Consider the following 26,859-nt stretch of genomic DNA (forward strand, 5'->3'; position numbering starts at 1 on the left):
TGGCGCCGAGCGGGATCGGTAGGGTCGCGGCATGGTCGCCGAGCTCCTGATCCACGGGGCCGCCTTCGCCTTCGGGGTGGGATCGGCGATCCTCCCGGTGTTCCTCAACGCCGAGGTCTACGTCGTCGCCATGGGCGCGACGATGCAGGACTGGATGCTGTTCTGGGGCGTCATGGCACTCAGCGTCGGCACGGTCGCGGGCAAGGCGCTCGTGTTCGTGCTGATCCGCGGTGGGTCGCAGCGCTTCCGTCGGGAGGCGCGACGCTCGGAGCCCCGCTACCGGTTCACGGCGTGGCTGCGGCGGGTCGGCGACCTGCTCCTGACCTGGCTCGACCGCCCGGTGCTCGGCGCGGCCACCGTGCTGCTGTCGTCCCTCCTGGCCGTGCCGCCGCTCGCGGTGGTGACGATCCTGGCGCCGCTGTCACGCCAGCGTCTCTGGGTGTTCCTCACGATGGTCTTCGTCGGTCGGACGGCGCAGTTCCTGGCCCTCGCCTTCCTCGTCCACGGGCTCGACCTGCTGGACGCCGTGCACGACCTGTGGTGAGCGGCGGGCCCACCCGCGCCCGCTAGGGTGGTCCGGTGAGGTACGACTGCGCCGACGAGGAGATGCGCCGCACCGGCGTCGACGCCGCCCAGGCGGCGCTGGAGGCCGGCGAGCTCGCCGTGCTGCCCACCGACACCGTGTACGGCCTGGCCGCCGACGCGTTCTCGCCCGAGGCCGTCCAGCGCCTGCTGGACGCCAAGGGGCGCACGCGCCAGAAGCCGCCACCGGTCCTGGTCGGAGCGCCGACGACGCTCGAGGCACTGGTCACCGAGGTGCCGGGGTGGCTCCGGTCCATGACGACCGAGCTGTGGCCCGGACCGCTCACCGTGGTGTGCCGGCAGCAGCCGTCGCTCACGTGGGACCTGGGGGAGACCCACCACACCGTCGCGGTGCGCATGCCCGACCACCCGGTCGCGCTCGGTCTGCTCAAGCAGACCGGCCCGCTCGCCGTGAGCAGCGCGAACCTCACCGGCGAGCCCGCCGCCACCACGATCGAGGACGCCGAGCGCATGCTGGGCACCTCCGTCAGCGTCTACCTCGACGCGGGGCAGAGCCCCGGAGGCACGGCGTCCACCATCCTCGACGTCACCGGCGCGACGCCGCGCATCCTGCGCGAGGGTCCGATCGGGCTCGACGTGCTCCACCGGTTCAACAACACGGTGGAGCCGCTCGGTGCGTGAGTACCTCGTCGTCTTCGGCGTCGCCCTGGGGGTGACCTACCTCCTCGCCTCGATCGCCAGGACGCTCGCGATGCGCTTCGGTGCCGTCGCCAAGGTGCGCGACCGCGACGTGCACGCGATCCCCACCCCGTACTTCGGTGGCCCCGCCATGCTGGGCGGGCTCGTCTCGGCCTACTTGGTGGCGACCCACCTGCCGTTCCTGTCGCGCAACGAGGACGCCGTGTTCGGCGACGCCCGCGCGGTCATCGTCGGCGGTGCCGTCATCTGCCTCGTCGGCGTGATCGACGACCTCTTCGAGCTCGACGCGCTCAGCAAGTTCGCCGGCCAGGTCATGGCCGGCGTCGTCGTCGTCGCGATGGGACTGCAGTTCCTCTACCTGCCGCTGTACAACAACTACCTCGGGCTCGACAACGCGCAGTCGATCATCTTCACGGTGCTGCTGATCGTCACCACCGCGAACGCGGTGAACTTCGTCGACGGCCTCGACGGGCTGGCGGCCGGCATGGTCGCGATCGGCGCGGTGGCCTTCTTCTCGTACGCCTTCTCCCTCGCGGTCGTCAACGGCGAGGCACGCGCCATCGGCGCCGCCCTGCTGACGGCCGCCCTGGCGGGCGCCTGCCTCGGCATCCTGCCGCACAACTTCTTCCCGGCTCGCATGTTCATCGGCGACTCCGGGTCGATGCTGATCGGCTTCGTCCTCGCGTGCTCCTCGATCAGCCTCACGGGGCAGTTCCCGGCCACCAGCCTGTCCGAGGGCGTGGGCGGCGGGGCGGCAAGCTTCCTGCCCGCCCTGCTGCCGCTCTTCCTGCCGTTCGCGATCCTCATCGTGCCGTTCGTCGACCTGGGCCTCGCGGTCGTGCGACGCACCCGCGCGGGACGGTCGCCGTTCAGCCCGGACAAGATGCACATCCACCACCGGCTGCTCGAGATCGGGCACTCCCACCGTCGCGCCGTGCTGCTCATGTACGCCGCCGCCGGTCTGGTCGCCTTCGGCAGCGTCGTGGTGAGCCTGTTCAGCGGCTGGCAGTCGATCGTCGGGTTCGGCGTGCTGAGCGTGCTCACGGCCGCGGCCGTGTTCGTGCTGCCGCGGCTCGAGCAGCGCGTCTGGGACGGCTCGTGAGGTCCCCGGACCGGTCGGCCCTCCGCACGCAGGCCGTCGCGTACGGGGCCGTCGTGGCCCTCACCGCCGTGACGGGGCTGGCCGCGCGGGGGACCGCCGGGCTGCTGGGCGCCCTGCTCGCGGGCGTCGTCGTCGCCGTGTTCCTCGGCTCGACGCCCGTCGTCCTGAACCCGGTGGCGCGCTCGAGCCCGGTGCTCTCGCTCCCTGCGGCGGTGCTCTTCTTCCTCGTCAAGGCGTTCGCGGCCATGGCCGTGCTGTTCCTGCTCTTCGACGTCGGGGGAGTGGCCGGGCACGTCGACCGTCGCGTCTTCGGCCTCGCCGCGGTGGTGTGCAGCCTCGCCTGGACCGCCCTGGCGCTGTGGTCGTTCCGGCGCCGCCGGGTCCTCACCTATGACCTGGGCGACACCCCGTCGTGACCCCCTGGTAGCCTCACTCATGCGCCGGACCGGAACCGCACAGCGACCGGGCTCGACGTGAACGATGACGCTGGCCGTACTGCCGGATCGCCGACCTTCGTCGGAATCGACCGCGCCATGAGACAAAGGTGACCGAGTGACCCTCGCCTCGACCGCCCTGGTGGCTGCCGCTGACGGCCCGCCGCAGCCCGGCCCCGGGAGCTTCCTGCTCCCGCCGACGTTCACGATCGGCGGGTGGGAGGTCAACAAGCCCGAGCTGTTCCTCGTGCTGTCGCTGGTGATCGTCTTCGCCTTCGCCTACGCCACGAGCCGCAAGGCCCAGGTCGTGCCCGGGCGCCTGCAGTTCGCCGGTGAGCTCGTCTACGGGTTCATCCGCAACTCCATCGCGCGCGACAACATCGGCAGCGCCGACTACATGAAGTACGTCCCGTACCTCTTCACGGTCTTCCTCTTCGTGCTGGTCAACAACTTCTACGGCGTCATCCCGGTGATCCAGTTCCCGTCGATGTCGAAGTTCGGCTTCCCGGTCGCACTGGCGCTGGTCACGTGGTTGATCTACAACGTCGCCGGCATCGGTCGTCACGGCTTCTTCGGCTACCTCAAGCACCAGACGGTGCCGGCCGGCGCCAAGGGTCCGATCCTCATCGCCCTGGTGCCGCTGGAGTTCCTCTCCAACATCATCGTGCGCCCCTTCACGCTGGCGCTGCGTCTCTTCGCGACGATGTTCGCCGGCCACCTGCTGATCCTGCTGTTCTCCCTGGGAGCCGCCTACCTGGTCACGGGCTACGCCAACGCCGCCATCGGCGTCCCGGCCGGCGTGCTCTCCTTCGTGCTCGGCATCGGGGTCAGCTTCCTCGACATGCTGATCATGTTCCTGCAGGCCTACGTCTTCACGCTGCTGACCGCGATGTACATCGGCAGCGCGATCGCCGACGAGCACTGAGCTCGGCCGGCTCCATCCGACCACTTCTCGACCCGCACCAGACGCGTCCGCGTCGTCACGAAAGGAAAGAACCGTCATGAATGGTTCCATCGCCACCGTCGGCCTCGGCCTCGCTGCCATCGGCCCGGCCATCGCCGTCGGTCTGATCTTCGCCGCCTACGTCACGGGCGTCGCCCGTCAGCCCGAGGCGCAGGGCCGTCTCCAGGGCATCGCGATCTTCGGCTTCGTCCTCGCGGAGCAGTTCTTCATCATCGCGCTGGCCCTCGCCTTCGTCTTCGGCTACAACTGATCCTCTGCTAAGGGAGATTCACCATGAGCGCGATCCTGGTCGCAGCAGCTGAGGGGGAGGAGCACAACCCCCTGATCCCGGAGCTGCCGGAGATCGTCCTGGGCCTGGTGGTCCTGGGGATCCTCTTCCTCCTGATCCGCAAGTTCGTCGTGCCCAACTTCGAGAAGGCCTTCGCCGAGCGCACGGCCGCGATCGAGGGTGGGATCGAGGAGGCCAAGTCGGCGCAGCAGGAGGCCCAGGCCGCGCTCGAGCAGTACACGGCGCAGCTCGCCGACGCCCGCCACGAGGCCGCTCGCATCCGCGAGGAGGCCAAGGAGCAGGGCGCGCAGATCATCGCCGAGCTCCGGGCCCAGGCCCAGGAGGAGGCTGCCCGCATCACCGCGACCGCGCACGCGCAGGTCGAGGCGGAGCGCTCGCAGGCCCTCGCCCAGCTCAAGTCCGAGGTGGGCTCGCTCGCCACGGACCTCGCGGGGCGCATCGTCGGTGAGTCGCTCGAGGACGAGGCGCGTCAGCGTCGCACCGTCGAGCGCTTCATCACGGAGCTGGAGGGGTCGGCCAACTGATGCGAGGCATCTCCGCGCGGTCCCTCGAGGAGGTCCTGTCCGCCGTCGAGTCGGCACAGGACTCGGCGGACCTCGGCACGCAGCTGTTCGGCGTCGTGTCCCTGCTGGACGCCAACCCGGCGCTGCGCCGGGTGCTCACCGACCCGTCGACCGAGTCCGACGCCAAGGCGGGTCTCGCGTCCCGTGTGCTCGGCTCGCAGGTCGGTCCGGGCACGGTCGACGTCGTCCGTGCCGCCGCCGCCGCGCGGTGGAACGCCGGTCGTGACCTCGCCGACGCCCTCGAGACCGCCGGCGCCAGCGCCGTGGTCGCGCGGGCCGACGCCGCCGGCTCGCTGGAGCAGCTCGAGACCGAGCTGTTCGAGATCGGACGCGCCGTGGCCGCCGACGTCGAGCTCCGCGGTGTCGTCGCCGACCGGTCCTACCCGGCCCAGGCGAAGGCGACGCTGCTCGCTACCCTGTTCGGCTCGAAGGTCTCCACCGAGGCGCTCGAGCTCGCTCAGCAGGCCGTGGTGGCACGTACCGGCTCCTTCGAGAAGGTGCTCACCGCCTTCGGCGAGGTGGCCGCGCAGCGTCGCGACCGCGCCGTGGCCGTCGTGCGGGTCGCCTACGACCTCTCCGACGACGAGCGCACCCGACTCGCCTCGGCCCTGGCCGCCAAGTACGGACGCGACGTGCACCTCAACGTCGTCGTCGACCCGAGCGTCGTCGGAGGCATCGCCGTCTCCCTCGGCGGCGAGGTCGTCGACGGCACCATGTCCAGCCGGCTCGAGGCCGCCCGTCGGCGGCTCGCGGGCTGACCCACCCCACCACTTCCGGCTCCACCCAGCCACCAGACCCACAGAAGGCAGGCAGAAACATGACGGAACTCTCCATCCGTCCCGAGGAGATCCGCGACGCGCTGCAGCAGTTCGTCTCCGAGTACTCCCCGAGCGCCAGCAAGACCGAAGAGGTCGGCATCGTCGCCGAGGCGGCGGACGGCATCGCGCGCGTCGAGGGTCTGCCCTCGGCCATGGCCAACGAGCTCCTCGAGTTCGAGGACGGCACGCTCGGCCTCGCGCTGAACCTCGACGTCCGCGAGATCGGTGTCGTCATCCTGGGTGACTTCGCCGGCATCGAGGAGGGTCAGAAGGTCAAGCGCACCGGCGAGGTGCTGTCGGTCCCCGTGGGCGACGGCTACCTCGGCCGCGTCGTGGACCCGCTGGGCGAGCCGATCGACGGTCTCGGCGAGATCGCCACCGACGGTCGTCGCGCCCTGGAGCTCCAGGCGCCCACCGTCGTGCAGCGCAAGTCGGTGCACGAGCCGCTCATGACCGGCATCAAGGCGATCGACTCGCTGACGCCGATCGGCCGCGGTCAGCGCCAGCTGATCATCGGCGACCGCCAGACCGGCAAGACCGCCATCGCGATCGACACGATCATCAACCAGAAGGAGTTCTGGGAGAGCGGCGACCCGACCAAGCAGGTCCGCTGCATCTACGTCGGCATCGGCCAGAAGGGCTCGACCATCGCCGGCGTGCGCGGCGCCCTCGAGGACGCCGGCGCGCTGGAGTACACGACCATCGTGGCCGCTCCCGCCTCCGACTCCGCAGGCTTCAAGTACCTCGCGCCCTACACGGGCTCGGCCATCGGCCAGCACTGGATGTACCAGGGCAAGCACGTCCTGATCATCTTCGACGACCTCTCGAAGCAGGCCGAGGCCTACCGCGCCGTCTCGCTGCTGCTGCGTCGTCCGCCGGGCCGCGAGGCCTACCCCGGTGACGTCTTCTACCTCCACAGCAGGCTGCTCGAGCGCTGCGCCAAGCTCAGCGACGACCTCGGCGCGGGCTCGATGACCGGTCTGCCGATCATCGAGACGAAGGCCAACGACGTGTCGGCCTACATCCCGACCAACGTCATCTCGATCACCGACGGCCAGATCTTCCTGCAGTCGGACCTCTTCAACGCCAACCAGCGTCCCGCGGTCGACGTCGGCATCTCGGTGTCGCGCGTCGGTGGCGCGGCGATGACGAAGGCGATGAAGGCGGTCACCGGCTCGCTCAAGGTCGACCTCGCGCAGTTCCGCGCCATGGAGGCCTTCGCCATGTTCGCCTCCGACCTCGACGCCGCGTCGAAGGCGCAGCTCGCCCGTGGTCAGCGCCTCATGGAGCTGTTCAAGCAGGGTCAGTACGCGCCGTTCCCGATGGAGCAGCAGGTCGTCTCGCTGTGGGCCGGTACCCAGGGCAAGCTCGACCCGGTTCCCGTCGAGGACATCAGCCGCTTCGAGGAGGAGTTCCTCGACTACGTCAAGCGCTCGCACGAGGGCATCTTCTCGGCGGTCCGCGAGACCGGGAAGTTCGACGACGACACCGCGTCGTCGCTCGAGTCGGCCTACGAGGCGTTCCTCGAGCAGTTCGAGACCAGCGAGGGCGAGCGCATCTCGGTCGGTCGCGAGGAGTTCGAGGCTCTTGACGACGAGGACGTCGAGCAGGAGCAGATCGTCAAGCAGAAGCGGAGCTGACCCACTATGGCAGCGTCGGTACGAGAGCTACGCGCGAAGATCAGGTCGACCCAGGCGACCAAGAAGATCACGCGCGCCATGGAGCTCATCGCCGCCTCGCGCATCATCAAGGCGCAGCAGCACGCGGCGGCGGCAGCCCCGTACGCGCGTGAGCTGACCCGGGCGGTGTCCGCGGTGGCGACGTTCTCCAACGTCGACCACCCGCTCACCACCGAGAAGGAGAACCCGACGCGCGCTGCGGTGCTCGTGATCACGAGCGACCGCGGGCTCGCGGGGTCGTACTCCTCCAGCGTCCTCAAGGAGGCGGAGCGACTCACCGAGAAGCTGCGCTCCGAGGGCAAGGAGGTCGACTTCTACCTCTCCGGACGCAAGGCGGTCACGTACTTCACGTTCCGTCAGCGCGAGTTCGTCCAGTCCTGGACGGGCTACTCCGACAAGCCCGAGTTCGCCAACGCCCGCGAGATCGGCGACGCGCTGACCTCGCTGTTCGCCGAGGACGAGACCTCCGAGGAGGCGATCGACCCCGCGCGCGCCGTGGACGAGCTGCACATCGTGTTCACGCGCTTCAAGTCGATGCTCACGCAGGAGCCGGACGTCATCCGCCTGCTCCCGCTCGAGGTCGTCGAGGGCACGGAGACGCCGGACGAGTCCGAGCTGCTCCCGCTGTACGAGTTCGAGCCGTCGGCGCACGAGGTGCTCGACGCGCTGCTGCCGAAGTACGTGAACAGCCGCATCTACTACTGCCAGCTGCAGGCGGCGGCCTCCGAGCTCGCCGCCCGCCAGAAGGCCATGAAGTCCGCGACCGACAACGCGCAGGACCTCATCGAGAAGTACACCCGCATCGCCAACCAGGCCCGCCAGGCCGGCATTACCCAGGAGATCAGCGAGATCGTGGGCGGCGCGAACGCGCTCGCCGACGCCACGGCTGGTCAGGAGTGAGAGAGCTATGACTGCCACTGCCGAAGAGAAGACCACCACCACCGGTCGCGTCGCGCGGGTCATCGGACCGGTGCTCGACATCGAGTTCCCCTCGGACGCGATGCCGGAGATCTACAACGCGCTCACGGTCGACACCCAGATCGAGGGCCGCGAGGAGACGCTGACCCTCGAGGTCGCGCAGCACATCGGTGACGGCCTCGTCCGCGCCATCTCGCTGCGTCCGACCGACGGCATCGTCCGCGGCAGCGTCGTCACCGACACGGGTGCGCCGATCTCGGTGCCCGTCGGCGACCAGACGCTGGGCAAGGTGTTCAACACCACCGGCCAGGTCATGAACCTCGAGGAGGGCGAGACCTTCGAGGTCAACGAGCGCTGGGGCATCCACCGCAAGGCGCCCGCGTTCGACCAGCTCGAGTCCAAGACGCAGATGTTCCAGACCGGCATCAAGGTCATCGACCTGCTGACGCCCTACGTGCTCGGCGGAAAGATCGGCCTGTTCGGCGGCGCCGGCGTCGGCAAGACGGTGCTCATCCAGGAGATGATCGCCCGTGTCGCCAAGGACCACGACGGTGTGTCGGTGTTCGCCGGTGTCGGCGAGCGCACCCGTGAGGGCAACGACCTCATCGCCGAGATGGAGGAGGCGGGCGTCCTCGACAAGGTGGCGCTGGTCTTCGGCCAGATGGACGAGCCGCCGGGAGCGCGTCTGCGCGTGGCCCTGTCCGCGCTGACGATGGCGGAGTACTTCCGCGACGTGCAGAAGCAGGACGTGCTCCTCTTCATCGACAACATCTTCCGGTTCACGCAGGCCGGCTCGGAAGTCTCGACGCTGCTCGGGCGCATGCCGTCCGCGGTGGGCTACCAGCCGACCCTCGCCGACGAGATGGGCGTGCTCCAGGAGCGGATCACCTCGACGCGCGGCCACTCGATCACCTCGCTGCAGGCGATCTACGTGCCCGCCGACGACTACACCGACCCGGCACCGGCCACCACGTTCGCGCACCTGGACGCCACGACCGAGCTCTCCCGCGAGATCGCGTCGCTCGGCATCTACCCGGCCGTGGACCCGCTGACGTCGACGTCGCGCATCCTCGACCCGCGCTACATCGCCGACGACCACTACCAGACGGCGAACCGCGTCAAGGGGATCCTGCAGCGCAACAAGGAGCTCCAGGACATCATCGCGATCCTCGGTGTCGACGAGCTCAGCGAGGAGGACAAGACGATCGTCTCGCGCGCTCGTCGCATCCAGCGCTTCCTCAGCCAGAACACCTACGTGGCCAAGCAGTTCACCGGCATCGAGGGCTCGACGGTCCCGCTCGACGAGACCATCGACGCCTTCACGAAGATCTGCGACGGCGAGTACGACCACGTGGCCGAGCAGGCCTTCTTCATGTGCGGCGGTCTGGACGACGTCGACGCGAAGTGGGCCGAGATCCAGAAGAACTCCTGATGGCCGACACGTCGCTCCAGGTCGAGCTGGTCGCAGCCGACCGCGTCGTGTGGTCGGGCCAGGCCGACGAGGTCGTCGCGCGCACCGTCGAGGGTGACCTCGGCGTCCTCGTCGGGCACGCGCCGCTGCTGTCGGTCCTCGTGCCCGGCGTGGTGAAGATCAAGGCGGGCACGGAGACCGTGGTGGCCGTCGTCGAGGACGGGTTCCTGTCCGTCGCCGACGACCGCGTGTCCATCCTCAGCGAGGACACGTCCCTCGTCTCCGAGCTCGACCGTGAGCAGGTGCAGGCCGAGCTCGAGCAGGCGCGTTCCGCGGACGACACCGACGCGGTGCTGCGCGCCGAGGCCAAGCTGCGGGGCATCGAGCTCGCCTAGCACCGGACGACTGCCGGAGGAGGGAGGGGCCGGGTGCCCCTGTGGTTGTGGGCCGTGGACCTCGTCCTGGCCGCGATCGCCCTCAGCGTGCTCCTGCTGGCGGTGCTGGTGCTTCGACGCCGGTACCTGGCGCGGCGGCTCGGCGCGTTCGACCTGAGCATCAACAAGCGGGACGCGGCGTCGGCCCAGGGCTGGACCCTGGGCCTCGCCGTGTACCGCGGCAGCACGCTGGAGTGGTACCGCACGTTCTCGCTGCGGATGCGCCCCGCCTACCGCTTCACGCGGGACGCGATGCTCGTCGACGGTCGGCGCGAGCCTGTCGGGGGAGAGGTGCATGCGATCCACGACGGCCACGTGGTCGTCGCGACTGACAACGGGACCGCCGTACGTCAGCTGGCGCTCACGCCTGCGGCGCTCACCGGTCTGCTCGCGTGGCTCGAGGCCTCGCCCCCGGGTCGTAGCGTCAGCACGGTCGTCTGACGGCACGAGGCCGGACAGGCTGGACGATCGGCCCGCCACGTCGCCGAGGAGGTTGACGTCGGTCGAGGACTAGGCGACGATGACTCACACGAGCCATGCCCGGACGTCCCGGGTTCCCCCGATGGAACAGGTAGCCACCATGAACCGCACCTTCAAGCGCCTCGTCGTCGCGACCTTCGCCTCGGCGGTCGCCGTCCTTCCGCTCTCGATGCCCGCGCAGGCCGACACCGGTACCAAGCCGGCCGCCACCAAGGTCGTCAAGGGCGACAGCACCGGCGGCGCGACCACCCAGCGCGCGATCGACTGGGAGTGACCCCAGCACCTCGCTGACCTGACCGTCGCCCACGTCCCTTCCCCAGGGACGTGGGCGACGGTGCGTCCGGGCCGGTGTGCGAGCGGTCGACTCAGCGTTCGCCGCCAGGCACCCACAGCACGTCGCCGACCTCGCGGTTGGCGTAGCGACCGAGGATGAACAGCAGGTCGCTGAGCCGGTTGAGGTAGCGCGCGGTGAGCGGGTTCATCGTCGGACCGTGCACCTCGATGGCGGCCCACGCGGACCGTTCGGCCCGTCGGGTCACGGTGCGCGCCACGTGCAGCGCCGACGCCGAGCGCGTGCCGCCCGGGAGGATGAACGAGCGCAGCTTCTCGAGCCGCTCGTTGTAGTCGTCGCACCAGCCCTCCAGCCGGTCGACGTACTCCGGCTCGACCCGCAGCGGGGGGTGCTCCGGGTTCTCCACGACGGGGGCGCCGAGATCGGCGCCGACGTCGAACAGGTCGTTCTGCACGTGACGCACGATCTGCACGACGTCGTCCTCGAGCTCGTCGAACGACAGCGCGAGGCCCAGCTGGCTGTTCGCCTCGTCGACGTCGGCGTAGGCGACCAGTCGCAGGTCGTTCTTCGACGTACGGCTGAAGTCGACGAGGTTCGTCGTGCCGTCGTCACCGGTGCGGGTGTAGATGCGCGTCAGGTTGACCATGGCCTCACCCTAGGGCGTGGCGCCGGGACCGGCTGGATGCGAGAGCGACGTCGTCGGGGCGTGTGAGGTGGGTCGCGTGGCTCACAGAGTCTGCCACGTCACGTTACGGCGCGGTAACCTGACGGGCATGCCTGACAAGTCTGCGCCCGACCGCCCCTGGGTGATGCGCACGTACGCCGGTCACAGCTCCGCAGCGGAGTCCAACGCGCTGTACCGCAAGAACCTCGCGAAGGGGCAGACCGGGCTCTCCGTCGCGTTCGACCTGCCCACCCAGACCGGGTACGACCCGGACCACGTGCTGTCGCGCGGCGAGGTCGGCAAGGTGGGCGTGCCGATCCCGCACCTCGGGACCATGCGCCGGCTGTTCCAGGACATCCCGCTCGGCGAGATGAACACCTCGATGACGATCAACGCCACGGCCATGTGGCTGCTGGCGATGTACCAGGTGGCCGCCGAGGAGCAGGGCGTCGAGCCCGCGCAGCTCGCAGGCACCACGCAGAACGACATCATCAAGGAGTACCTGTCGCGCGGCACGTACGTCTTCGGCCCGGCGCCCTCGCTGCGGCTGACGACCGACATGATCGCCTACACGGTCAACACGATCCCCAAGTGGAACCCGCTCAACATCTGCAGCTACCACCTGCAGGAGGCGGGGGCCACGCCGACGCAGGAGATCGCCTACGCGCTCAGCACGGCCATCGCCGTCCTCGATGCCGTGAAGGACTCCGGGCAGGTCGACGACGCCGACTTCGAGAAGACGGTCGGGCGGATCTCCTTCTTCGTCAACGCCGGGGTGCGCTTCATCGAGGAGACCTGCAAGATGCGGGCCTTCGGCCAGCTGTGGGACGAGATCACGCGAGACCGCTACGGCGTCACCGACCCGAAGATGCGGCGCTTCCGCTACGGCGTGCAGGTCAACTCCCTCGGCCTGACCGAGGCGCAGCCCGAGAACAACGTCCAGCGCATCGTGCTGGAGATGCTCGGCGTGACGCTCAGCAAGAACGCCCGTGCGCGGGCGGTGCAGCTGCCCGCCTGGAACGAGGCTCTCGGACTCCCGCGCCCGTGGGACCAGCAGTGGTCGCTGCGACTGCAGCAGGTGCTCGCCTACGAGTCCGACCTGCTGGAGTACGACGACATCTTCGAGGGCTCGCACGTCATCGAGGCCAAGGTCGCGGAGATCATCGAGGGTGCGAAGGCCGAGATCGACCGGGTGCAGGCCATGGGCGGAGCGGTCGCGGCGGTCGAGTCGGGCTACATGAAGTCCGAGCTCGTCGCCTCCCACGCCGCGCGGCGTGCGCAGATCGAGGCCGGCGAGCTCAAGGTCGTCGGCGTCAACAGCTACACCGAGACCGAGCCGTCGCCGCTGACGTCCGACCTCGACGCGGCCATCATGGTCGCCGACCCCCAGGCCGAGGCGAACGCGATCGCCGACGTCCAGGCGTGGCGCGACCAGCGCGACCAGGCTGCGGTCGACCAGGCACTGGAGCGGCTGCAGTCCGAGGCCAAGACCGACACCAACCTCATGGAGGCCACGCTGGCGGCCGTACGCGCCGGCGCCACCGTCGGTGAGTGGGCGGGTGCCCTGCGCGAGGTCTTCGGCGAGTACCGGGCGCCCACGGGCGTGTCCGGAGCGGTCGGTGTGGCCGAGGCCGGCGCCGAGCTCACGGCCGTGCGCGAGCGCGTGGCACGGACGGGGGAGGAGCTGGGCACCCGGCTGCGCTTCCTCGTCGGCAAGCCGGGACTCGACGGTCACTCCAACGGTGCTGAGCAGATCGCCGTCCGTGCTCGCGACGTCGGCTTCGAGGTCGTCTACCAGGGCATCCGGCTCACGCCCGAGCAGATCGTGTCGGCCGCGGTCGCCGAGGACGTGCACGTGGTGGGCCTGTCGATCCTGTCGGGCTCGCACATGGAGCTCGTGCCCGACGTCCAGCGTCGACTCCTCGACGCCGGCATGGACGACGTGCCCCTCATCGTCGGCGGGATCATCCCGGACTCCGACGGCCGCCGCCTCGAGGCCGACGGCATCGCTGCGGTCTTCACGCCGAAGGACTTCGGCATGACCGACATCATGAGCCGTATCGTCGACGAGGTCCGCAAGGCCCACGGGCTCGAGGTCTGAGACCTGGACGTGACGAGGCCCCGCACCGTGCGCGGTGCGGGGCCTCGTCACGTCGTCAGTTGAGGACGCGGAAGTCGTCGGGCAGCCCGCCGCCGGCCTCGACGTCGCGCGCGAGGTCCTGCAGGGCCATGAGGGCGACCGACTGGGTGAACGGTCCGTAGGAGACCCGGGCCACGCCGAGCTCCTGCTGCCGGGCGAGCGGAACCGAGCCCGGGTAGCCGATGGTGGTGAGGCGCTGCGGTCCCCACGCGTCGACCAGCGTGCTGATGTCGTCCTCGGAGAGCGGACCAGGCACGAAGACGACGGGCGCCCCCGCCTCGATGAAGGCCTTCCCTCGCTGGACGGCGTCGGCGATGACCTCGTCGTGCGGCCGGTCGCCCGCCTGCGCGACGACGTCGGTGCGGGCGTTGAGCACGAACGGGACGCCCTCGGCCTCGCCGGCCCGCACGACGGCCTGAACCGCGGCGACGGCCTCGGCGAGCGGCTTCTGCTGGTCCTCGAGGTTGGCGCCGACCGCCCCGACGCCGATCGCCTTCCGAGCGGTCTCGCCAGGGTCGCCGTAGCCCGCCTCGAGGTCGGCGCTGACCGGGAGGTGGGTGTTCGCGACGATCAGCCCGATCGCGGCGATCATCTCGTCGACGGGGATGTTCTCCCCGTCCTCGTAGCCGTGCGAGGCCGCGATCGAGTGGCTCGCGGTGGCGAGGGCACGGGTGCCCTCGACCTCGGTCACGACGCGGGCGGTGATGGCGTCCCACACGTTGACGACGGTGAGCAGCTCCGGAGCGGTGTGCAGGTCGAGCAGGGTCTGGGCACGGGTCGAGAGGTCCATGGCCCCGACGCTAGGACAGGGGAGCGGGCCCCACCAGCCGAGTCCCGGGAGCTGGACGTCAGGCGGCGCGCAGGCTGGAGCCGGACGACTTCTTGCCCTTCTTCTCGGCCTTCTTCCGGGCCTTCTTGAGGGCTTTCTTCTTCGCCTTCTTCTTGGCCTTCTTCTTCGCCGCCTTCTTGGAGGACTTCTTGTCCTTCTTCTCCAGCGGCAGGACGGTGCCGTCGTCGTCGATGCGCACGAGGCGCCGACGCTTGACGCCGTAGCCGTCGGGCAGGGTGCCTTCCTTCAGCATGCGCAGGGGGCAGCGCTTGCACCGCGTCTTGCTGACGCAGCACTTCTTCTTCGGGAGCTTCGACACGAGCAGATCCTAGCGCCGCGGCCCTCGCCCCGCCCGGGTCGCGACGTCGCGACCCGGGCGGTGCGGTCAACGCTGGAAGTGGTGCAGGTCGGCGAACCCGAGCCAGCGAAAGCCGTGGCGGCGCAGCACGGCGACGACCGGGTCGTTCGCGCCGCGGTAGGTGATGGCGGCGGGTGTGGTGCGCCGCTGCCACGTGCTGTTGGGCGTCCACCCGTAGCCCGAGGCGAACGGGTTCTCCCACGGGTTGATGTCGATCGAGTTCCCGTAGGCGTGGGGGCTCCGGGTGCCGGGTCGACCCACCACCTGGCGGCAGTTGAAGCCGGAGGTGTTGTCGGCGCGCATCGAGGCGTAGTCGTCGGCGCCACGCAGGGCGCTGCTCCACCCGAACCGGTCGACGCGGTACATCGACCGGATGGGTGCCCGCATGCGGAACAGGTCGGTGAACACGGCAGCCGTGGCACGAGCGTGCTGCGCGTGCACGACGATCTCACCGCGCCGGACGTAGCCGTCGAAGGCCCAGTAGCTGACGCGGACGACCCGCAGCTGGTCGCGGCCGACGGGGCAGCCGGCGTGCCAGCTGCGCCCGCGCATCGAGCGCCACATCGCCGTCGGGATGCGCGAGACGGTGGCGTCGGCGCTCACCCGTGCTGCACGCGGCTGGGCGGCCAGGCGGATGCGAGGTCCGGGCGTGCCCTTCGGCAGCCTGACGACCGATCCAGGGGGACGGTTGTCGACGTAGACGGAGCTCGAGTGGGTCGGCAGCACCGTGCTGGTGCCGAACGACCGGACCCGCCAGCGACCGTCGTAGCGCGGCTTGACGTAGGTGGACCCCTTGCCGGCGCGCAAGGTCACGGTGCCGGACCGGACCCACGTGCGCGTGCCGGAGCGGCGGAACTCCACGGCGAGGCGCGCGCTCACGGCACGCCCGTCGACCGTGCGCCACGAGGCAGCCACCTTCGCCTTCTTGTAGTCGGTGACCGCCTTCGGCATCGCGATCCGCGCGGTGCTGGGTGCCGCGGCTCCGACGACGTCGGCCGGCGCGGACGCGGCCACGACCGCACCGGCGTCGACGAGCTCCACGCGCACCGTGGTGCGTCCCGCCGCCGCGGGCACCTTCGCGGTGAACCTGCCATCGCTGCCGACGACCACGCTGGACCCCGATGATGCGGTCCACTGGTCGCCCGCGCGTCGAGCGACGCGGAGGGCGCTGGTCGGGCCGGCGTCGTCGACCCGCCCCGCCAGCGCCGCGGTGGTGCGGGCCCAGACCCGCACGGAGGTCACGTCGAGCGTGACGGTGGGGCTCGGCGTCGACGGTGGTGGATCGGTCGGCGCCGGCTCGACGGGGTCGGGCTCGGTGGTCGGTTCCGGAGTCGGGTCAGGGGACGGCTCGCTGGTCGTCGTGACGGTCGGGGACGGTGACGGCTCGGTCGCCGTGCTGGCCCGAGCCGCCGCGGTGGGCGTGACGAGGACGGTCGTGAGGAGGATCACCAGGAACCGGCGCATGCCTCACCGTAGGACCGCCGACGCCAGACCGCGCGTCGAGGAGCAAGGTGGCTGCCCACCGGTGCAGCGAGGCGCTCGAGTGCTCGGCTCACCGTGGACGGATCGCACGCAGGTAGCGCTCGGTGACCCGGTCCTGCACCAGACGGGTGAGCGGTCCACCGACCCGGGCGAGCGCGGTGGCCGGACGTGAGAAGGCGACGATCGTGAACCGTGTTTCGCCGGCGACGCGTTCGACGAAGAAGCTCTCCTCGCCGCGCTCAGGATGACCGCCGAGCGTGCCGTAGGCGAATCCGACGCGGTCCGGCTCGCCGACGACGTAGACGACGCGGCAGGGTGCGCGCACCTGTAGGAAAGGTGGCCCGATCCGCAGCTCGACGACGGCACCGACCTGGACGCGCCCGGCGGACGCCGCGACGCCCAGACCCGCATGCTCGTGCACCTGCCAGGTCATCAGACGTTCGGCCATCGAGGCGAACGCGTCCGCGTCGTGGGTGACATGACGGACGAGGTGCACGTAGCCGCGCGGGAGCATCGCAGCGGTCGCACCCACCTCGGGATAGGAGAGTGGGAGGTCCGCAAGCCTCGCCACCCGGTCCGCGCTCAGCATGGCTACCACACGCCCATGCTAGGACGGGGCGAGCGGGCGCTCGAGTGACTTCCGTGGGTGCGACACGGTGCTCGACGCCTCAGGTCCAGTCGTCGACCGCAGCGTCGCGCATCACGCTTCCCATGCGTCGACCCACACCTGATCAGGTGATTCGAGGTCGTGTGACAGCAGCACTACTCGGATCCTGGTCGACGTGGGGAACCCCTCCGCGACCGAGTTCTCGTCCGCATCGCCGATCCATAGCCGCCCAGTGGGGGTGTCGAGCCTGCCCTCGAAGGCGATCGTGCGTCCGTCCTCGAGTTCCGGCCGATCCGACCACAGCCGAACGGTCACGGTCGCCTCGGCCCACTCGAAGTCCCCTTCGAAGGACTCGATGTCCTGGGCGTGGCGGACGGGCACGATGATGCCCTTCTCGTTCGCCGATATCCCACCGCTTGGATCGACCTCGGGTATCTCTCCACCGAGATCAGGGTCGGACAGGATCGCGATGCCCCAGTGCCATGGGCGAGTGATGTCGAGCGTGGCAAGGGGTTGCATGGCGTCGAGCCTAGAAGAGGCGCAGCGAGGGGTCGTCGATGCCGCGCAGCGCGTCGTCGTCGACGACGACGTGCTGGATGCCGCGGTCCTCGGCCAGCGTGCGGGACCGCCACGGCTGCTCATCACCGTCCGCTCGTCGTGGGTCGCTGCGTCCACTCGGGCAATACGCTGCGGGAATGGCCGTGTCGACAGCAGACGAGGGCGCTGTCTGGGCGCGCGCCTTCCCCACCCGCCTGGCCGACGACGTCGCTGCGGTCGTCGCTGCACTCCCGGCTGCCTCGCACGCGACCACGGCTCACACGATCGACTCCGCACGCCGTCCTCGAGGGGTCGTGGTGGACGGAGTGCGGGTGGAGATCCCCGCGCGGCAGTACCACGGAGCCATGGACGCTCCGGCCCGCTCGCGGCTCACGTCCACGCAGGTGGGCGTCGCAGCGTGCATCCACTCGCGCCACCACGACGGGCGCGAACGTCAGGCGTGGCTCCCGAGGCTGCTCGCCTTCGACGATCCGTGCGCTTCGCCCTTCGTCGTCCAGCTCCTCGGGGAGTACGTGCTCGAGATCGTCACCGAGATCGAGTCGACGCTCAGGTCGGGGAGTACGGCAGCGCGGACGATCGAGAGGCTGACGGCCTTCGTGGACGGGAATGCTCCGTTCATGGCGCTCACGCGCGATCGGGCCCGCAGCTACTGGTGGAAGTACCACATGTATCCACACGCGACGTTCGCCGACTACCCGGCCGCGAGGGCGCTCGACCTCCTGGAAGACCGCGCACGCGGCGCATCGTCCTAGAAGAGGCGCAGCGAGGGGTCGTCGATGCCGCGCAGCGCGTCGTAGTCGACGACGACGCACTGGATGCCGCGGTCCTCCGCGAGCGTGCGAGCCTGCGGCTTGATCTCCTGGGCGGCGAAGATGCCGCGCACCGGCCGCAGCTGAGGGTCGCGGTTCATGAGCTCCAGGTAGCGCGTCAGCTGCTCGACGCCGTCGATCTCGCCGCGCCGCTTGATCTCCACGGCGACCGACGCGCCCGCGTCGTCGCGGCACAGCAGGTCGACCGGACCGATCGCCGTCATGTACTCGCGGCGCACGAGCGTCATGCCGACGCCGAGCGTGGTGGTGTGCTCGGCCAGCAGCTCCTGCAGGTGCTTCTCGACACCGTCCTTGCGCAACCCCGGGTCGACGCCGAGGTCGTGCTGGGAGTCGTGCAGCACCTCGTCGACGAGGATGCGCAGCGTGTCGTCGGTCTTGCCCGCCTGCACGGTCCACTCGACCCGGCCGTCCTCGGCCGTGCCCTCCTTCAGGGTGCACGGCGGGCTCATCCAGTTCAGCGGCTTGTACGACCCGCCGTCGGAGTGCACGAGCACCGAGCCGTCCGCCTTGACCATGATCACCCGGGTGGCCATGGGCAGGTGGGCCGTGAGCCGCCCGGCGTAGTCGACCTGGCAGCGCGCGACGAGGAGACGCACTACTGCTGCCGGACCAGCGTGCCCAGACGGAACACGAGGGTCCCGTCCTTCACGGTGCCGCGGTCGGTGTTGCCGTCGGCGCCCATCAGCTGCACGACACCGTCGGAGACCTCGTAGTCGCCCGTGCGGAACTTCGGCACGCCCTGGAAGTCCTCGGTGAACGTGCCGTCGGCGGTGAAGGTGACGGTCCAGTCCTTCGCGTCGTCGCGCCAGGTGCCCGCCAGGTCGGCCGCGGTGGCCGGGTTCTCGGTCGGCGCGGCCGACGAGGGCGACGCCGAGGGCGCGGATGAGGATGCGCTGGGGGAGGGCGAGGAGCCCTCCGGCGTGCCCGGGCCGTCGTCCGTCCCGCAGGCTGCGACGGTCACGAGGACGAGGGCGGCGACCCCCGTGGCGCGGCTCATACGTCGATTCATAGGACAGTCCTCCCGTAGATCCTGATCGGACGCTAGTGTGTCACGACCCCGTAGTTACCTAGGAGTAGGCATGCAGGAGATCGTGGACCGTCTCACGGCCGACGACCGTGGCGCGCAGATCGCCCGGACACTGGTGTACCCGTACCTCAACCACGCCGCCTCGATGTACGAGAGCGGCTACGCGACGAAGGACGACATCGACGCCTCGATGCGGTTCGGGTGCGGCTACCCGGTCGGGCCCCTGGCGCTCGTCGACGCGCTCGGTGCTGCCACCGTCGTGGAGGGCCTGCGCGAGCAGCACGCCTCCACAGGCGACCCGCTGCACGATCCCGCGCCGGTCCTCGTCAAGCTCGCCGAGGCCGGTTCGACCTTCGAGTCCGCCGCCGCGGACGGCGGAGCCACCCCGGCCCCGCAGAAGCACCACCCGGTCGGCAAGGTCGGCGTCGTCGGCACCGGCACCATGGCCTCCGGCATCGTCGAGGTCTTCGCCAAGGCCGGTCACGAGGTCGTCTTCGTCGGCCGCACCGACGACAAGGTCGCGGCGGTCCAGGCCCGGATCGAGAAGAACCTCGACCGCGCCATCGCCAAGGGTCGGCTCACCGAGGACGAGAAGTCCGACGTGATCGGTCGCCTCACCGCCGCGACCGACCGGCACGCGCTCGACGACGTCGACATCGTCGTCGAGGCGATCGCCGAGGACATCGACGTGAAGCTCGAGCTCTTCCGCGACCTCGACCGGATCACCAAGCCAGGCGCCATCCTCGCCACGACGACGTCGTCGCTGTCGATCGGGACGTGCGCCGAGGCCACGTCGCGCCCGCAGGACGTCGTCGGCATGCACTTCTTCAACCCGGCGCCCGTCATGAAGCTCGTCGAGGTCGTCTCGGCCGACAGCACGTCGCCCGAGGTCGCGGAGACGGTGAAGGCCCTGTGCCTCGACGTCGCCAAGCACCCGGTGTCCTGCGGCGACCGCGCGGGGTTCATCGTGAACGCCCTGCTGTTCCCCTACCTGAACGACGCCGTCAAGCTCCACGAGGCCGGCGGTGGCAGCCTCGAGGAGATCGACACGGCCCTCAAGGAGACCAAGCTGCCCATGGGTCCGTTCGAGCTGCTCGACGTCGTCGGCAACGACGTGTCGCTGGCCATCGAGCAGACGCTGGTGAGCACCTTCGGTCACGACGGATGGGCGCCCGCACCCACCCTCGAGCGTCTCGTCGCCGAGGGCAAGCTCGGTCGCAAGACCGGCGAGGGCTTCCACACCTACTGAGCACCACCTCGTGAGCAGGGGCGTCCGGGTCTCCCGGGCGCCCCTGCTCGTGTCCGGGGAGGTCCAGCGCGCGGACCGCCGGGTAACTCCGCTCGACGCCGGTCGTTGATGCTCCCGTGCTGGTCATCGGGCCGGCGCGGACGAACGACGGGAGCACCCGTGACGACGATCGACCTGGCGAGGAGCGGCAGCCACCTCGTGCGCAGCTCGGTGCTGTCGTTCGTCATCTCCTTCGTGCCTGCCGTGATCGTCGCGGAGGAGATGGTGGGCCCGCCGTCGGAACCCGACCACCAGCAGGTCGTGCTCTGCGACCACGGTCCCTGCGACGCCGACCGACCGTCGGCGGCCGCCGCCGCCATGGTCGACCACCTCGTGGGGCAGGGACTGCAGTGCACCGTGCGCCCCCGTCTGACGGACACCGTGGTCGTGGAGTGGCTGGGTGGGGAGGCGGCCGTGCTGCCGTTCGACGAGGCGCTCGAGGTCGCAGCTCACCGACGGGGCTGGCTGCGCTCGTACTGCGTGCCCGGCGCCGGCCGGTAGTCTCGCGCGGGTGTCCCGTCGACGTCCGCCCCGCCGTCCCCGCGGGCCTGCGCCAGCCGCGGCGCCGGTGGAGAGCAAGCGCGACGGTGACTGGCACGTCCGTCGACTGACCGGTTCGAGCGCGCGGAGCACCTACACGTGTCCCGCCTGCCACCGACCCATCCCACCCGCGACGCCGCACGTGGTGGTGTGGCCCGTGCAGAAGGCGCTGCTCAGTGCGGACGCCGTCGACGAGCGTCGGCACTGGCACACCGCGTGCTGGACGCGCCAGCCCTAGCGCGCGGTCGCAGCGGGCGTGCGATGCCGCGAGGCCCCGTGGCGGCTCAGCCGGCTGCCGGGGTGCGGGGCTCGTCGTCGGTCGCGTCCCCCGTCGCGTCGTCCGCGGCGGCGTCCGACGCTGCAGCAGGTGCCGGCGCGGCGGCGACGGCGTCGCCGGCGAACGAGGCGACGATGTCACGCAGCTGACCCATCTGGGCGAGGATGCCCTCGCGGCGGCGCTGCAGCTCGTCCACCTCGGCGCGCAGGGCGCGCGTCTCGCGCTCGACGTCGGTCGTGGCGGCCGCCCGCTGGTGCTCGGCGTCCGCCCGCGCGTTGGCGACCAGCGACGCCGCCTCCTTGCGGGCGTTCTCGATGATGCCGGCCGCCTCGGCAGCGGCCGACTCCTTGGCGGCGTTCGCCTTGGCCATGAGCCCACGCGCCCGCTCGTCGGCAGCGGCGGCACGGGTCTCGGCGTCGGTGACCAGCTTGGCGGTCTGCTCGGTGGCGGCGGCGTGGTTCTCGGAGGCCTCGCGGGCGAGCCGCTCCTTCTCCACGGCCAGGACGCGGCGTGCCTCCGTGACCTCGCGGTCGGCCGCGGCGCGGGCCTGCTCGACCTCGCGCGTCGCACCGAGCCGCATGTTCTGGGCGTCCTGCTCGGCGGCGAGACGGATCTGTGCGGCCTCGCGGTCGGCCTGCGCGCGCACGTCGTCGGCGTGCGCCGCGGCCTCGGCGCGGCCGGCCTCTGCCTCGGTGAGGACCTCGCGACGCTTCTCCTCGATCTCCACGACGGCCCGGCCGCGGGTCTCCTCGGCCTCCTTCGCGGCGACCGTCCGGACGAGGGTGGCCTCCTCCTCGGCGATCTTCAGCGTCTCCTCGGCCTCGCGGCGGGCGCGGCTGCGGATCTCCTCGGCCTCCTGCTCGGCGAGCTGGAGCAGCTGGGCGGCGTGACCGCCCAGGCCCGCGTAGGAGGGCCGCTCGATCGACTCGACCCGCTCGCGCAGCTGCTCGACGATGTCGTGCAGCTCGTCGTTCTCCTCCTGCAGCGCCTGGACCGCGGCCGCGGCCTTCTGCAGCTCGGCGGTCTGCGTGCGGACCCAGGCGTCGACCGCGTCGCTGTCGTAGCCGCCGCGACGGGCGAGGGGGAACGCAGCCTCGGCGGACTTGCGCGCCGCGTCGAAGATGGACAAACCGGACTGCTCTTCGGCCATGCCGCTGTGCTCCCTGTCGGTTCGGGGGGTGTGCTGGAGGTCGTGCTGGGACGCCGGTGGCGCGGCGTGCGCCGCTGCGCCGGCCGCGGTGTGCGACGTCGTCCACCATACCCAGGCGGGACGACGACGCAGCGACGACGCGGGCGTGTGCCGGACGTCCGTGCTGCCGCGTCGACGCCCGGACGCGACGAGGGCCCGGACGCGGTGCGTCCGGGCCCTCGACGGGCTGCGTGCCTGCGCGGGTCAGATGCCGCGGAAGCGGTTGATCGCGTCGAGGTGCTGGGCGCGGAACTCCTCGTTGCGCACGCCCAGACCCTCCTCGGGGGCCAGCGCGAGCACGCCGACCTTGCCCTGGTGGAGGTTGTGGTGCACGTCGAGGGACGCCTGGCCCACGTCCTCGAGCTTGTACGTCTTCGACACGGTCGGGTGGATCTTGCCCTGCGCGATGAGCCGGTTGGCCTCGAAGGCCTCGCGGTAGTTGGCGAAGTGGCTGGAGACGATCCGCTTGAGGTTCATCCAGAGGTAGCGGTTGTCGTACTCGTGCATGAAGCCCGTGGTCGACGCGCAGGTCGTGATCGTCCCGCCCTTGCGGGTGACGTAGACCGACGCGCCGAAGGTCTCGCGACCGGGGTGCTCGAAGACGATGTCGATGTCCTCGCCGCCGGTCAGCTCACGGATCTTCTTGCCCAGGCGCTGCCACTCCTTGGGGTTCTGCTGGGTGCCGTCCTCGTTCCAGAACTTCCAGTTCTCCTCGGAACGGTTGATGACGTGCTCGGCGCCCATGCTGCGCACGATCTTGGCCTTCTCCTCGTTGGAGACGACGCAGATCGGGTTGGCACCACCGTTGAGCGCGTACTGCGTGGCGAAGCCGCCGAGTCCGCCGGAGGCACCCCAGATCAGGACGTTGTCGCCCTGCTTCATGTTGCCGCCGTTCTTGGACACGAGCTGGCGGTAGGCCGTCGCGTTGACGAGGCCGGGGGACGCGGCCTCCTCCCACGTGAGGTGGTCGGGCTTCGGCAGGAGCTGGTTGGACTTCACGAGGGCGATGTGGGCGAGTCCGCCGAAGTTCGTCTCGAAGCCCCAGATGCGCTGCTGCGGGTCCATCATCGTGTCGTCGTGACCGGCCGGGTCCTCGAGCTCGACCGACAGACAGTGCGCCACGACCTCGGCGCCCGGCTTCCACTGCGTGACGCCGGGCCCCGTGCGCAGCACGACGCCGGCGAGGTCGGAGCCGACCACGTGGTAGGGCAGGTCGTGGCGCTTGGTGAGCGGCGACAGCTTGCCGTAGCGCTCGAGGAAGCCGAAGGTCGAGACAGGCTCGAAGATCGACGTCCAGACGGTGTTGTAGTTGATGGCGCTGGCCATCACGGCGACGAGCGCCTCGCCCGGGCCCAGCTCGGGCAGGGCCACGTCCTCGACGTGGATCGACTTGCGCGGGTCCTTGTCGCGGCTGGCGACGCCCTCGAACATGTCCACCTCGTCCTTGTGGACGGTGGCGGCGGTGTAGTGGTCGGGGATCTCCAGGTTGGCGAAGTCCTCGCCCGCCGTGTCTCCGGCGAGGATCGCGTCGAGGATGTGCTGCACGGGGCCTCCAGTGGTGGGTGTTCCGGCGCTCGGTCCGGCACGGGTTTCGGCGATGTTACCGAGACGTAGCCTTCTGCGTCCCGTCTCGCGCATGTGGATCAGGTCACGCCGCGGTCGAGGCCCGGCGCGAGAGCGGCGCGGAGCGCCGCGGCGACGTCAGTGGCCGGTGGCCGCGGGCTGGACCAGCTCGACGAGCACGCCGCCGGCGTCCTTCGGGTGCACGAAGTTGACGCGGCTGTCGGACGTGCCGCGCTTCGGCTGGTCGTACAGCAGGCGGACGCCCCGGTCGCGCAGGATCGCGGACACCGCGTCGATGTCGGTCACCCGGTAGGCGAGCTGCTGGACGCCCTGGCCGTTGCGGTCGAGGAACTTCGCGATCGTCGAGCTGTCGTCCAGCGGCGCGAGCAGCTGGATGCACGAGCCCGAGTCGCCGACCGCCAGCATCGCCTCGCGGACGCCCTGCTCCTCGTTCACCTCCTCGTGGATCGACTCCAGGCCGAAGACCGAGGAGTAGAAGGCGAGTGCCTCGTCGAGGTCGGGGACGGCGATGCCGACGTGGTCGATCGCGACGAGCAGGTGGTCGGGGACGACGGAGGAGGAGGTCATGGGAGGCAGCGTAGAGGAGCGTGCAGCCGGGCGCGGGCCGGTCGTCCGAGATCGAACGTAGTGTCGATAGTCCACGGAGGGCGGAGGTCGGATGCACGTCGAGATGCGCATGCTGCGGGCGCTGGTGATGGTCGAGGCGCACGGATCCGTCGGGGGCGCGGCGCAGGCGCTGGCGTTCTCCCCGGCTGCCGTCAGTGCCCATCTGCGCGCCCTGGAGAAGGCGTGCGGGACGCGTCTGGTCGAGCGCACGGGCGCGGGGACGCGGCTCACGTCCGCGGGTCGGCGAGCCGTGCCGATCGCGCGGCTCATCCTGGTCGCCGCGCAGGAGCTCCAGCGCCTGGAGGCGTCGGCGCAGTCCGGGCCGGCCGTGCCCGGACCACAGGGTCGACGTCCGGCCGGCGACGTCCGCGCGACGGCACGTCACGACGCCGCGGGGAGCAACGGTCCGGTGGCCAATACCAGGAAGCGAGGGACTTCTCAAGAGCAGTGCTAGAGATCGTGAATCTCGTTGTCCTCCGGGGGCCCGCTGCTCTTGGCTCGATGCTGCGCGGTCGAGCAGGCCGCCCGATCGTCGGGACCCGCCCTGCTCCGTACCGGCGCGCACGGATCAGGCCGGGACGGCCGCCGCGGAGCCAGGGGAGGGGGAGTCGCCGTGCATCTCGACCTGCGGATGCTGCGCGCCCTCGTGGCGGTCGACCAGATCGGCTCCTTCACCGACGCCGCCCGGGTCCTGCGGTTCTCCACGCCGGCCGTGAGCGCCCAGGTGCAGGCGCTCGAGAAGGGGTGCGGCACGCGCCTGGTCCATCGGCGGGGATCGCGGGTCGTGCTCACCGAGGCAGGGCGACGCGCCGTCCCCCTGGCCCGTCTCATGCTGGCCGCGGCGCGCGAGCTCGAGCACATCGGCGACGCCTCCTCCGACCGTGGGTTCGTCACGAGGACGTTCCCGGTGGGCCCCGAGGACGGGTGAGGCGCGACGGCGGGGGCGGTGCCGCGCACGCGACGTCGTGACGTGACGCACACCCTGGGACCACGCATGTGACTCGCGAGTAGAGTGACCGGCACCCCACCACCTGTGTCCATGCAAGGGAGCAACCCCATGACCCAGTCCGTGATCGTCGCCGGCGCCCGCACGCCGATCGGTCGCCTCCTCGGCGGCCTCAAGACGCTGTCCGGCACCGACCTCGGTGGCATCGCCATCAAGGGTGCCCTCGAGAAGGCCGGCATCACCGGCGACCAGGTCGACTACGTGATCATGGGCCAGGTCCTCGGCGCCGGCGCCGGCCAGGTCCCCGCCCGTCAGGCCGCGTTCAAGGGCGGCATCCCGCTCGACGTCCCCGCGCTGACCATCAACAAGGTCTGCCTCTCCGGCATCAACGCGATCGCGCTGGCCGACCAGCTGATCCGCGCGGGCGAGTACGACGTCGTCGTGGCCGGCGGCCAGGAGTCGATGACGCAGGCGCCGCACCTGCTCCAGGGCTCCCGCGAGGGCACCAAGTACGGCAAGACCACGCTGCTCGACCACATGGAGTACGACGGCCTGTGGGACGCGCTGACCGACCAGGCGATGGGCGCGCTCACCGAGCAGCGCAACGCCGACCTCGACGCGTTCACCCGGGAGGAGCAGGACGCCTTCGGCGCCCGGTCCCACCAGCTCGCGGCCACCGCGCAGAAGAACGGCGTCTTCGACGAGGAGATCGTCCCCGTCGAGATCCCCCAGCGCAAGGGCGACCCGGTCGTCGTCTCCGCCGACGAGGGCGTCCGCGGCGACACCACCGCCGAGTCGCTCGGCCGGCTGCGTCCGGCGTTCTCCAAGGACGGCACCATCACCGCCGGCACGGCCAGCCAGATCTCCGACGGCGCCGCAGCCGTCGTGGTGATGAGCAAGGCCAAGGCCGAGGAGCTGGGCCTCAGCTGGATCGCCGAGATCGGCGCGCACGGCAACGTGTCCGGCCCCGACTCCACGCTCCAGGAGCAGCCCGCGAACGCGATCGAGAAGGCGCTCGCCAAGCAGGGCAAGACCGCTGCCGACCTCGACCTGGTGGAGCTGAACGAGGCGTTCGCCGCGGTGGGCATCGCCTCCACGCGCAAGCTCGGCATCTCCGAGGACATCGTCAACGTCAACGGCGGTGCGATCTCCCTCGGTCACCCCATCGGCATGAGCGGCGCGCGCATCGTGCTGCACCTGGCGCTGGAGCTCAAGCGTCGCGGCGGTGGCCTCGGCGCGGCCGCGCTGTGCGGTGGCGGCGGCCAGGGCGACGCCCTGCTGATCACCGTGCCGTCCGCCTGACGCCGA

At 70.6% G+C, this 26,859-nt stretch carries 32 protein-coding genes and 1 pseudogene; 21 read left to right on the forward strand and 12 right to left on the reverse strand.

What is annotated here, in order from left to right; genetic code table 11:
- The first annotated feature begins 31 nt into the window (after positions 1–31).
- The 14 genes from NH339_RS02585 (at position 32) to NH339_RS02650 (ending at position 10,608) form a co-directional block, all read left to right on the forward strand.
- Positions 32–544: a VTT domain-containing protein gene (locus tag NH339_RS02585; protein WP_253022184.1), complete on the forward strand. Its 513-nt coding sequence runs from the start codon at positions 32–34 to the stop codon at positions 542–544.
- Between the two features lie 35 nt (positions 545–579).
- On the forward strand, positions 580–1,224 hold the full coding sequence (locus NH339_RS02590; RefSeq protein WP_236749839.1) for an L-threonylcarbamoyladenylate synthase: 645 nt from the start codon (positions 580–582) through the stop codon (positions 1,222–1,224).
- Positions 1,217–2,344 carry a glycosyltransferase family 4 protein gene (locus NH339_RS02595; protein ID WP_067856274.1) on the forward strand — a complete coding sequence of 376 codons (1,128 nt, stop codon included), beginning with the start codon at positions 1,217–1,219 and terminating at the stop codon, positions 2,342–2,344. Before NH339_RS02590 ends, NH339_RS02595 begins: the two co-directional genes overlap by 8 nt.
- Positions 2,341–2,760, forward strand: a complete 420-nt coding sequence (locus NH339_RS02600; protein WP_253022186.1) for a hypothetical protein — start codon at positions 2,341–2,343, stop codon at positions 2,758–2,760. The genes NH339_RS02595 and NH339_RS02600 overlap by 4 nt, the downstream gene beginning before the upstream one ends.
- Positions 2,761–2,896: 136 nt before the next feature.
- A complete protein-coding gene (gene atpB, locus NH339_RS02605; protein ID WP_253022188.1) occupies positions 2,897–3,703 on the forward strand; it encodes a F0F1 ATP synthase subunit A in 807 nt (268 codons plus the stop codon).
- A 76-nt stretch (positions 3,704–3,779) separates the two neighbouring features.
- Complete coding sequence (locus NH339_RS02610) at positions 3,780–3,992, forward strand: ATP synthase F0 subunit C (protein WP_067856280.1); 213 nt, start codon at positions 3,780–3,782, stop codon at positions 3,990–3,992.
- Between the two features lie 23 nt (positions 3,993–4,015).
- Positions 4,016–4,555, forward strand: a complete 540-nt coding sequence (locus NH339_RS02615; RefSeq protein WP_067856282.1) for a F0F1 ATP synthase subunit B — start codon at positions 4,016–4,018, stop codon at positions 4,553–4,555.
- A complete protein-coding gene (locus NH339_RS02620) occupies positions 4,555–5,352 on the forward strand; it encodes a F0F1 ATP synthase subunit delta (protein WP_253022190.1) in 798 nt (265 codons plus the stop codon). Before NH339_RS02615 ends, NH339_RS02620 begins: the two co-directional genes overlap by 1 nt.
- A gap of 59 nt (positions 5,353–5,411) precedes the next feature.
- Positions 5,412–7,052, forward strand: coding sequence for a F0F1 ATP synthase subunit alpha (gene atpA / locus NH339_RS02625; protein ID WP_253022192.1), 1,641 nt, complete (start codon positions 5,412–5,414; stop codon positions 7,050–7,052).
- 6 nt (positions 7,053–7,058) lie between these two features.
- Positions 7,059–7,991: a F0F1 ATP synthase subunit gamma gene (locus NH339_RS02630; RefSeq protein ID WP_067856289.1), complete on the forward strand. Its 933-nt coding sequence runs from the start codon at positions 7,059–7,061 to the stop codon at positions 7,989–7,991.
- Between the two features lie 7 nt (positions 7,992–7,998).
- Positions 7,999–9,441 (forward strand): F0F1 ATP synthase subunit beta, encoded by a 1,443-nt coding sequence (gene atpD, locus NH339_RS02635; RefSeq protein ID WP_253022194.1) that lies wholly within the window; start codon positions 7,999–8,001, stop codon positions 9,439–9,441.
- Positions 9,441–9,815, forward strand: a complete 375-nt coding sequence (locus tag NH339_RS02640; RefSeq protein WP_067856295.1) for a F0F1 ATP synthase subunit epsilon — start codon at positions 9,441–9,443, stop codon at positions 9,813–9,815. Before atpD ends, NH339_RS02640 begins: the two co-directional genes overlap by 1 nt.
- A 33-nt stretch (positions 9,816–9,848) precedes the next feature.
- Positions 9,849–10,295: a DUF2550 domain-containing protein gene (locus NH339_RS02645; RefSeq protein ID WP_083516315.1), complete on the forward strand. Its 447-nt coding sequence runs from the start codon at positions 9,849–9,851 to the stop codon at positions 10,293–10,295.
- 139 nt (positions 10,296–10,434) lie between these two features.
- Positions 10,435–10,608, forward strand: coding sequence for a hypothetical protein (locus NH339_RS02650; RefSeq protein WP_253022196.1), 174 nt, complete (start codon positions 10,435–10,437; stop codon positions 10,606–10,608).
- Positions 10,609–10,699: 91 nt separating this feature from the next.
- Here the strand turns inward: NH339_RS02650 and NH339_RS02655 are convergent, their stop codons facing one another.
- Positions 10,700–11,272, reverse strand: coding sequence for a cob(I)yrinic acid a,c-diamide adenosyltransferase (locus tag NH339_RS02655; RefSeq protein ID WP_253022198.1), 573 nt, complete (start codon positions 11,270–11,272; stop codon positions 10,700–10,702).
- 127 nt (positions 11,273–11,399) lie between these two features.
- Between NH339_RS02655 and NH339_RS02660 the strand changes: the two genes are divergently transcribed.
- The gene (locus NH339_RS02660) at positions 11,400–13,391 is read left to right on the forward strand and encodes a protein meaA (RefSeq protein ID WP_253022200.1); all 1,992 of its coding nucleotides are present in this window, start codon (positions 11,400–11,402) and stop codon (positions 13,389–13,391) included.
- Positions 13,392–13,446: 55 nt separating this feature from the next.
- On the opposite strand, the gene NH339_RS02665 is transcribed toward NH339_RS02660, so the two are convergent.
- The 6 genes and pseudogenes from NH339_RS02665 to NH339_RS02690 all read right to left on the reverse strand — a co-directional run.
- A complete protein-coding gene (locus NH339_RS02665; RefSeq protein ID WP_253022202.1) occupies positions 13,447–14,220 on the reverse strand; it encodes an isocitrate lyase/phosphoenolpyruvate mutase family protein in 774 nt (257 codons plus the stop codon).
- Positions 14,221–14,278: 58 nt separating this feature from the next.
- Complete coding sequence (locus tag NH339_RS02670; RefSeq protein ID WP_253022204.1) at positions 14,279–14,578, reverse strand: hypothetical protein; 300 nt, start codon at positions 14,576–14,578, stop codon at positions 14,279–14,281.
- Positions 14,579–14,644: 66 nt separating this feature from the next.
- Entirely contained in the window at positions 14,645–16,081 is a 1,437-nt protein-coding gene (locus tag NH339_RS02675; RefSeq protein WP_253022206.1) for a M15 family metallopeptidase, read from the reverse strand.
- A gap of 88 nt (positions 16,082–16,169) precedes the next feature.
- A complete protein-coding gene (locus NH339_RS02680; RefSeq protein ID WP_253022208.1) occupies positions 16,170–16,631 on the reverse strand; it encodes a DUF1990 family protein in 462 nt (153 codons plus the stop codon).
- Positions 16,632–16,799: 168 nt separating this feature from the next.
- Entirely contained in the window at positions 16,800–17,225 is a 426-nt protein-coding gene (locus NH339_RS02685; RefSeq protein ID WP_253022210.1) for a hypothetical protein, read from the reverse strand.
- A gap of 10 nt (positions 17,226–17,235) precedes the next feature.
- Positions 17,236–17,334 (reverse strand): annotated as a pseudogene (locus NH339_RS02690) (endonuclease); the annotation flags it as partial.
- 274 nt (positions 17,335–17,608) lie between these two features.
- Here NH339_RS02690 and NH339_RS02695 point away from each other — a divergent pair.
- A complete protein-coding gene (locus NH339_RS02695; RefSeq protein WP_253022212.1) occupies positions 17,609–18,016 on the forward strand; it encodes a hypothetical protein in 408 nt (135 codons plus the stop codon).
- Here NH339_RS02695 and nucS read toward each other — a convergent pair.
- Positions 18,013–18,690, reverse strand: a complete 678-nt coding sequence (gene nucS, locus NH339_RS02700) for an endonuclease NucS (protein ID WP_067856320.1) — start codon at positions 18,688–18,690, stop codon at positions 18,013–18,015. The two genes, NH339_RS02695 and nucS, sit on opposite strands and share 4 nt — an antisense overlap.
- Positions 18,690–19,091 carry a lipocalin family protein gene (locus NH339_RS02705; RefSeq protein ID WP_253022214.1) on the reverse strand — a complete coding sequence of 134 codons (402 nt, stop codon included), beginning with the start codon at positions 19,089–19,091 and terminating at the stop codon, positions 18,690–18,692. Before NH339_RS02705 ends, nucS begins: the two co-directional genes overlap by 1 nt.
- Positions 19,092–19,173: 82 nt before the next feature.
- Here NH339_RS02705 and NH339_RS02710 point away from each other — a divergent pair, with 82 nt between their 5' ends.
- Positions 19,174–20,370 (forward strand): 3-hydroxyacyl-CoA dehydrogenase NAD-binding domain-containing protein, encoded by a 1,197-nt coding sequence (locus NH339_RS02710; RefSeq protein WP_253022216.1) that lies wholly within the window; start codon positions 19,174–19,176, stop codon positions 20,368–20,370.
- Positions 20,371–20,529: 159 nt separating this feature from the next.
- Entirely contained in the window at positions 20,530–20,910 is a 381-nt protein-coding gene (locus NH339_RS02715; protein ID WP_253022218.1) for a hypothetical protein, read from the forward strand.
- A 323-nt stretch (positions 20,911–21,233) separates the two neighbouring features.
- Here NH339_RS02715 and NH339_RS02720 read toward each other — a convergent pair whose 3' ends face one another.
- The 3 genes from NH339_RS02720 to mce form a co-directional block, all read right to left on the reverse strand.
- Positions 21,234–22,376: a DivIVA domain-containing protein gene (locus NH339_RS02720; RefSeq protein ID WP_253022220.1), complete on the reverse strand. Its 1,143-nt coding sequence runs from the start codon at positions 22,374–22,376 to the stop codon at positions 21,234–21,236.
- Positions 22,377–22,619: 243 nt separating this feature from the next.
- Positions 22,620–23,960, reverse strand: a complete 1,341-nt coding sequence (gene ccrA / locus NH339_RS02725; RefSeq protein WP_253022222.1) for a crotonyl-CoA carboxylase/reductase — start codon at positions 23,958–23,960, stop codon at positions 22,620–22,622.
- A 156-nt stretch (positions 23,961–24,116) separates the two neighbouring features.
- Entirely contained in the window at positions 24,117–24,566 is a 450-nt protein-coding gene (gene mce, locus NH339_RS02730; protein WP_253022224.1) for a methylmalonyl-CoA epimerase, read from the reverse strand.
- Between the two features lie 91 nt (positions 24,567–24,657).
- Between mce and NH339_RS02735 the strand changes: the two genes are divergently transcribed.
- The 3 genes from NH339_RS02735 to NH339_RS02745 all read left to right on the forward strand — a co-directional run bounded on the left by NH339_RS02735 (position 24,658) and on the right by NH339_RS02745 (position 26,853).
- Positions 24,658–25,059 carry a LysR family transcriptional regulator gene (locus tag NH339_RS02735; RefSeq protein WP_253022226.1) on the forward strand — a complete coding sequence of 134 codons (402 nt, stop codon included), beginning with the start codon at positions 24,658–24,660 and terminating at the stop codon, positions 25,057–25,059.
- 159 nt (positions 25,060–25,218) lie between these two features.
- Positions 25,219–25,533, forward strand: a complete 315-nt coding sequence (locus tag NH339_RS02740; protein WP_253022228.1) for a LysR family transcriptional regulator — start codon at positions 25,219–25,221, stop codon at positions 25,531–25,533.
- Between the two features lie 129 nt (positions 25,534–25,662).
- The gene (locus tag NH339_RS02745) at positions 25,663–26,853 is read left to right on the forward strand and encodes an acetyl-CoA C-acetyltransferase (RefSeq protein ID WP_067856349.1); all 1,191 of its coding nucleotides are present in this window, start codon (positions 25,663–25,665) and stop codon (positions 26,851–26,853) included.
- Positions 26,854–26,859 lie beyond the last annotated feature (6 nt).

The sequence above is a fragment of the Aeromicrobium sp. CnD17-E genome (genome assembly GCF_024124745.1).
GTDB lineage: Bacteria > Actinomycetota > Actinomycetes > Propionibacteriales > Nocardioidaceae > Aeromicrobium.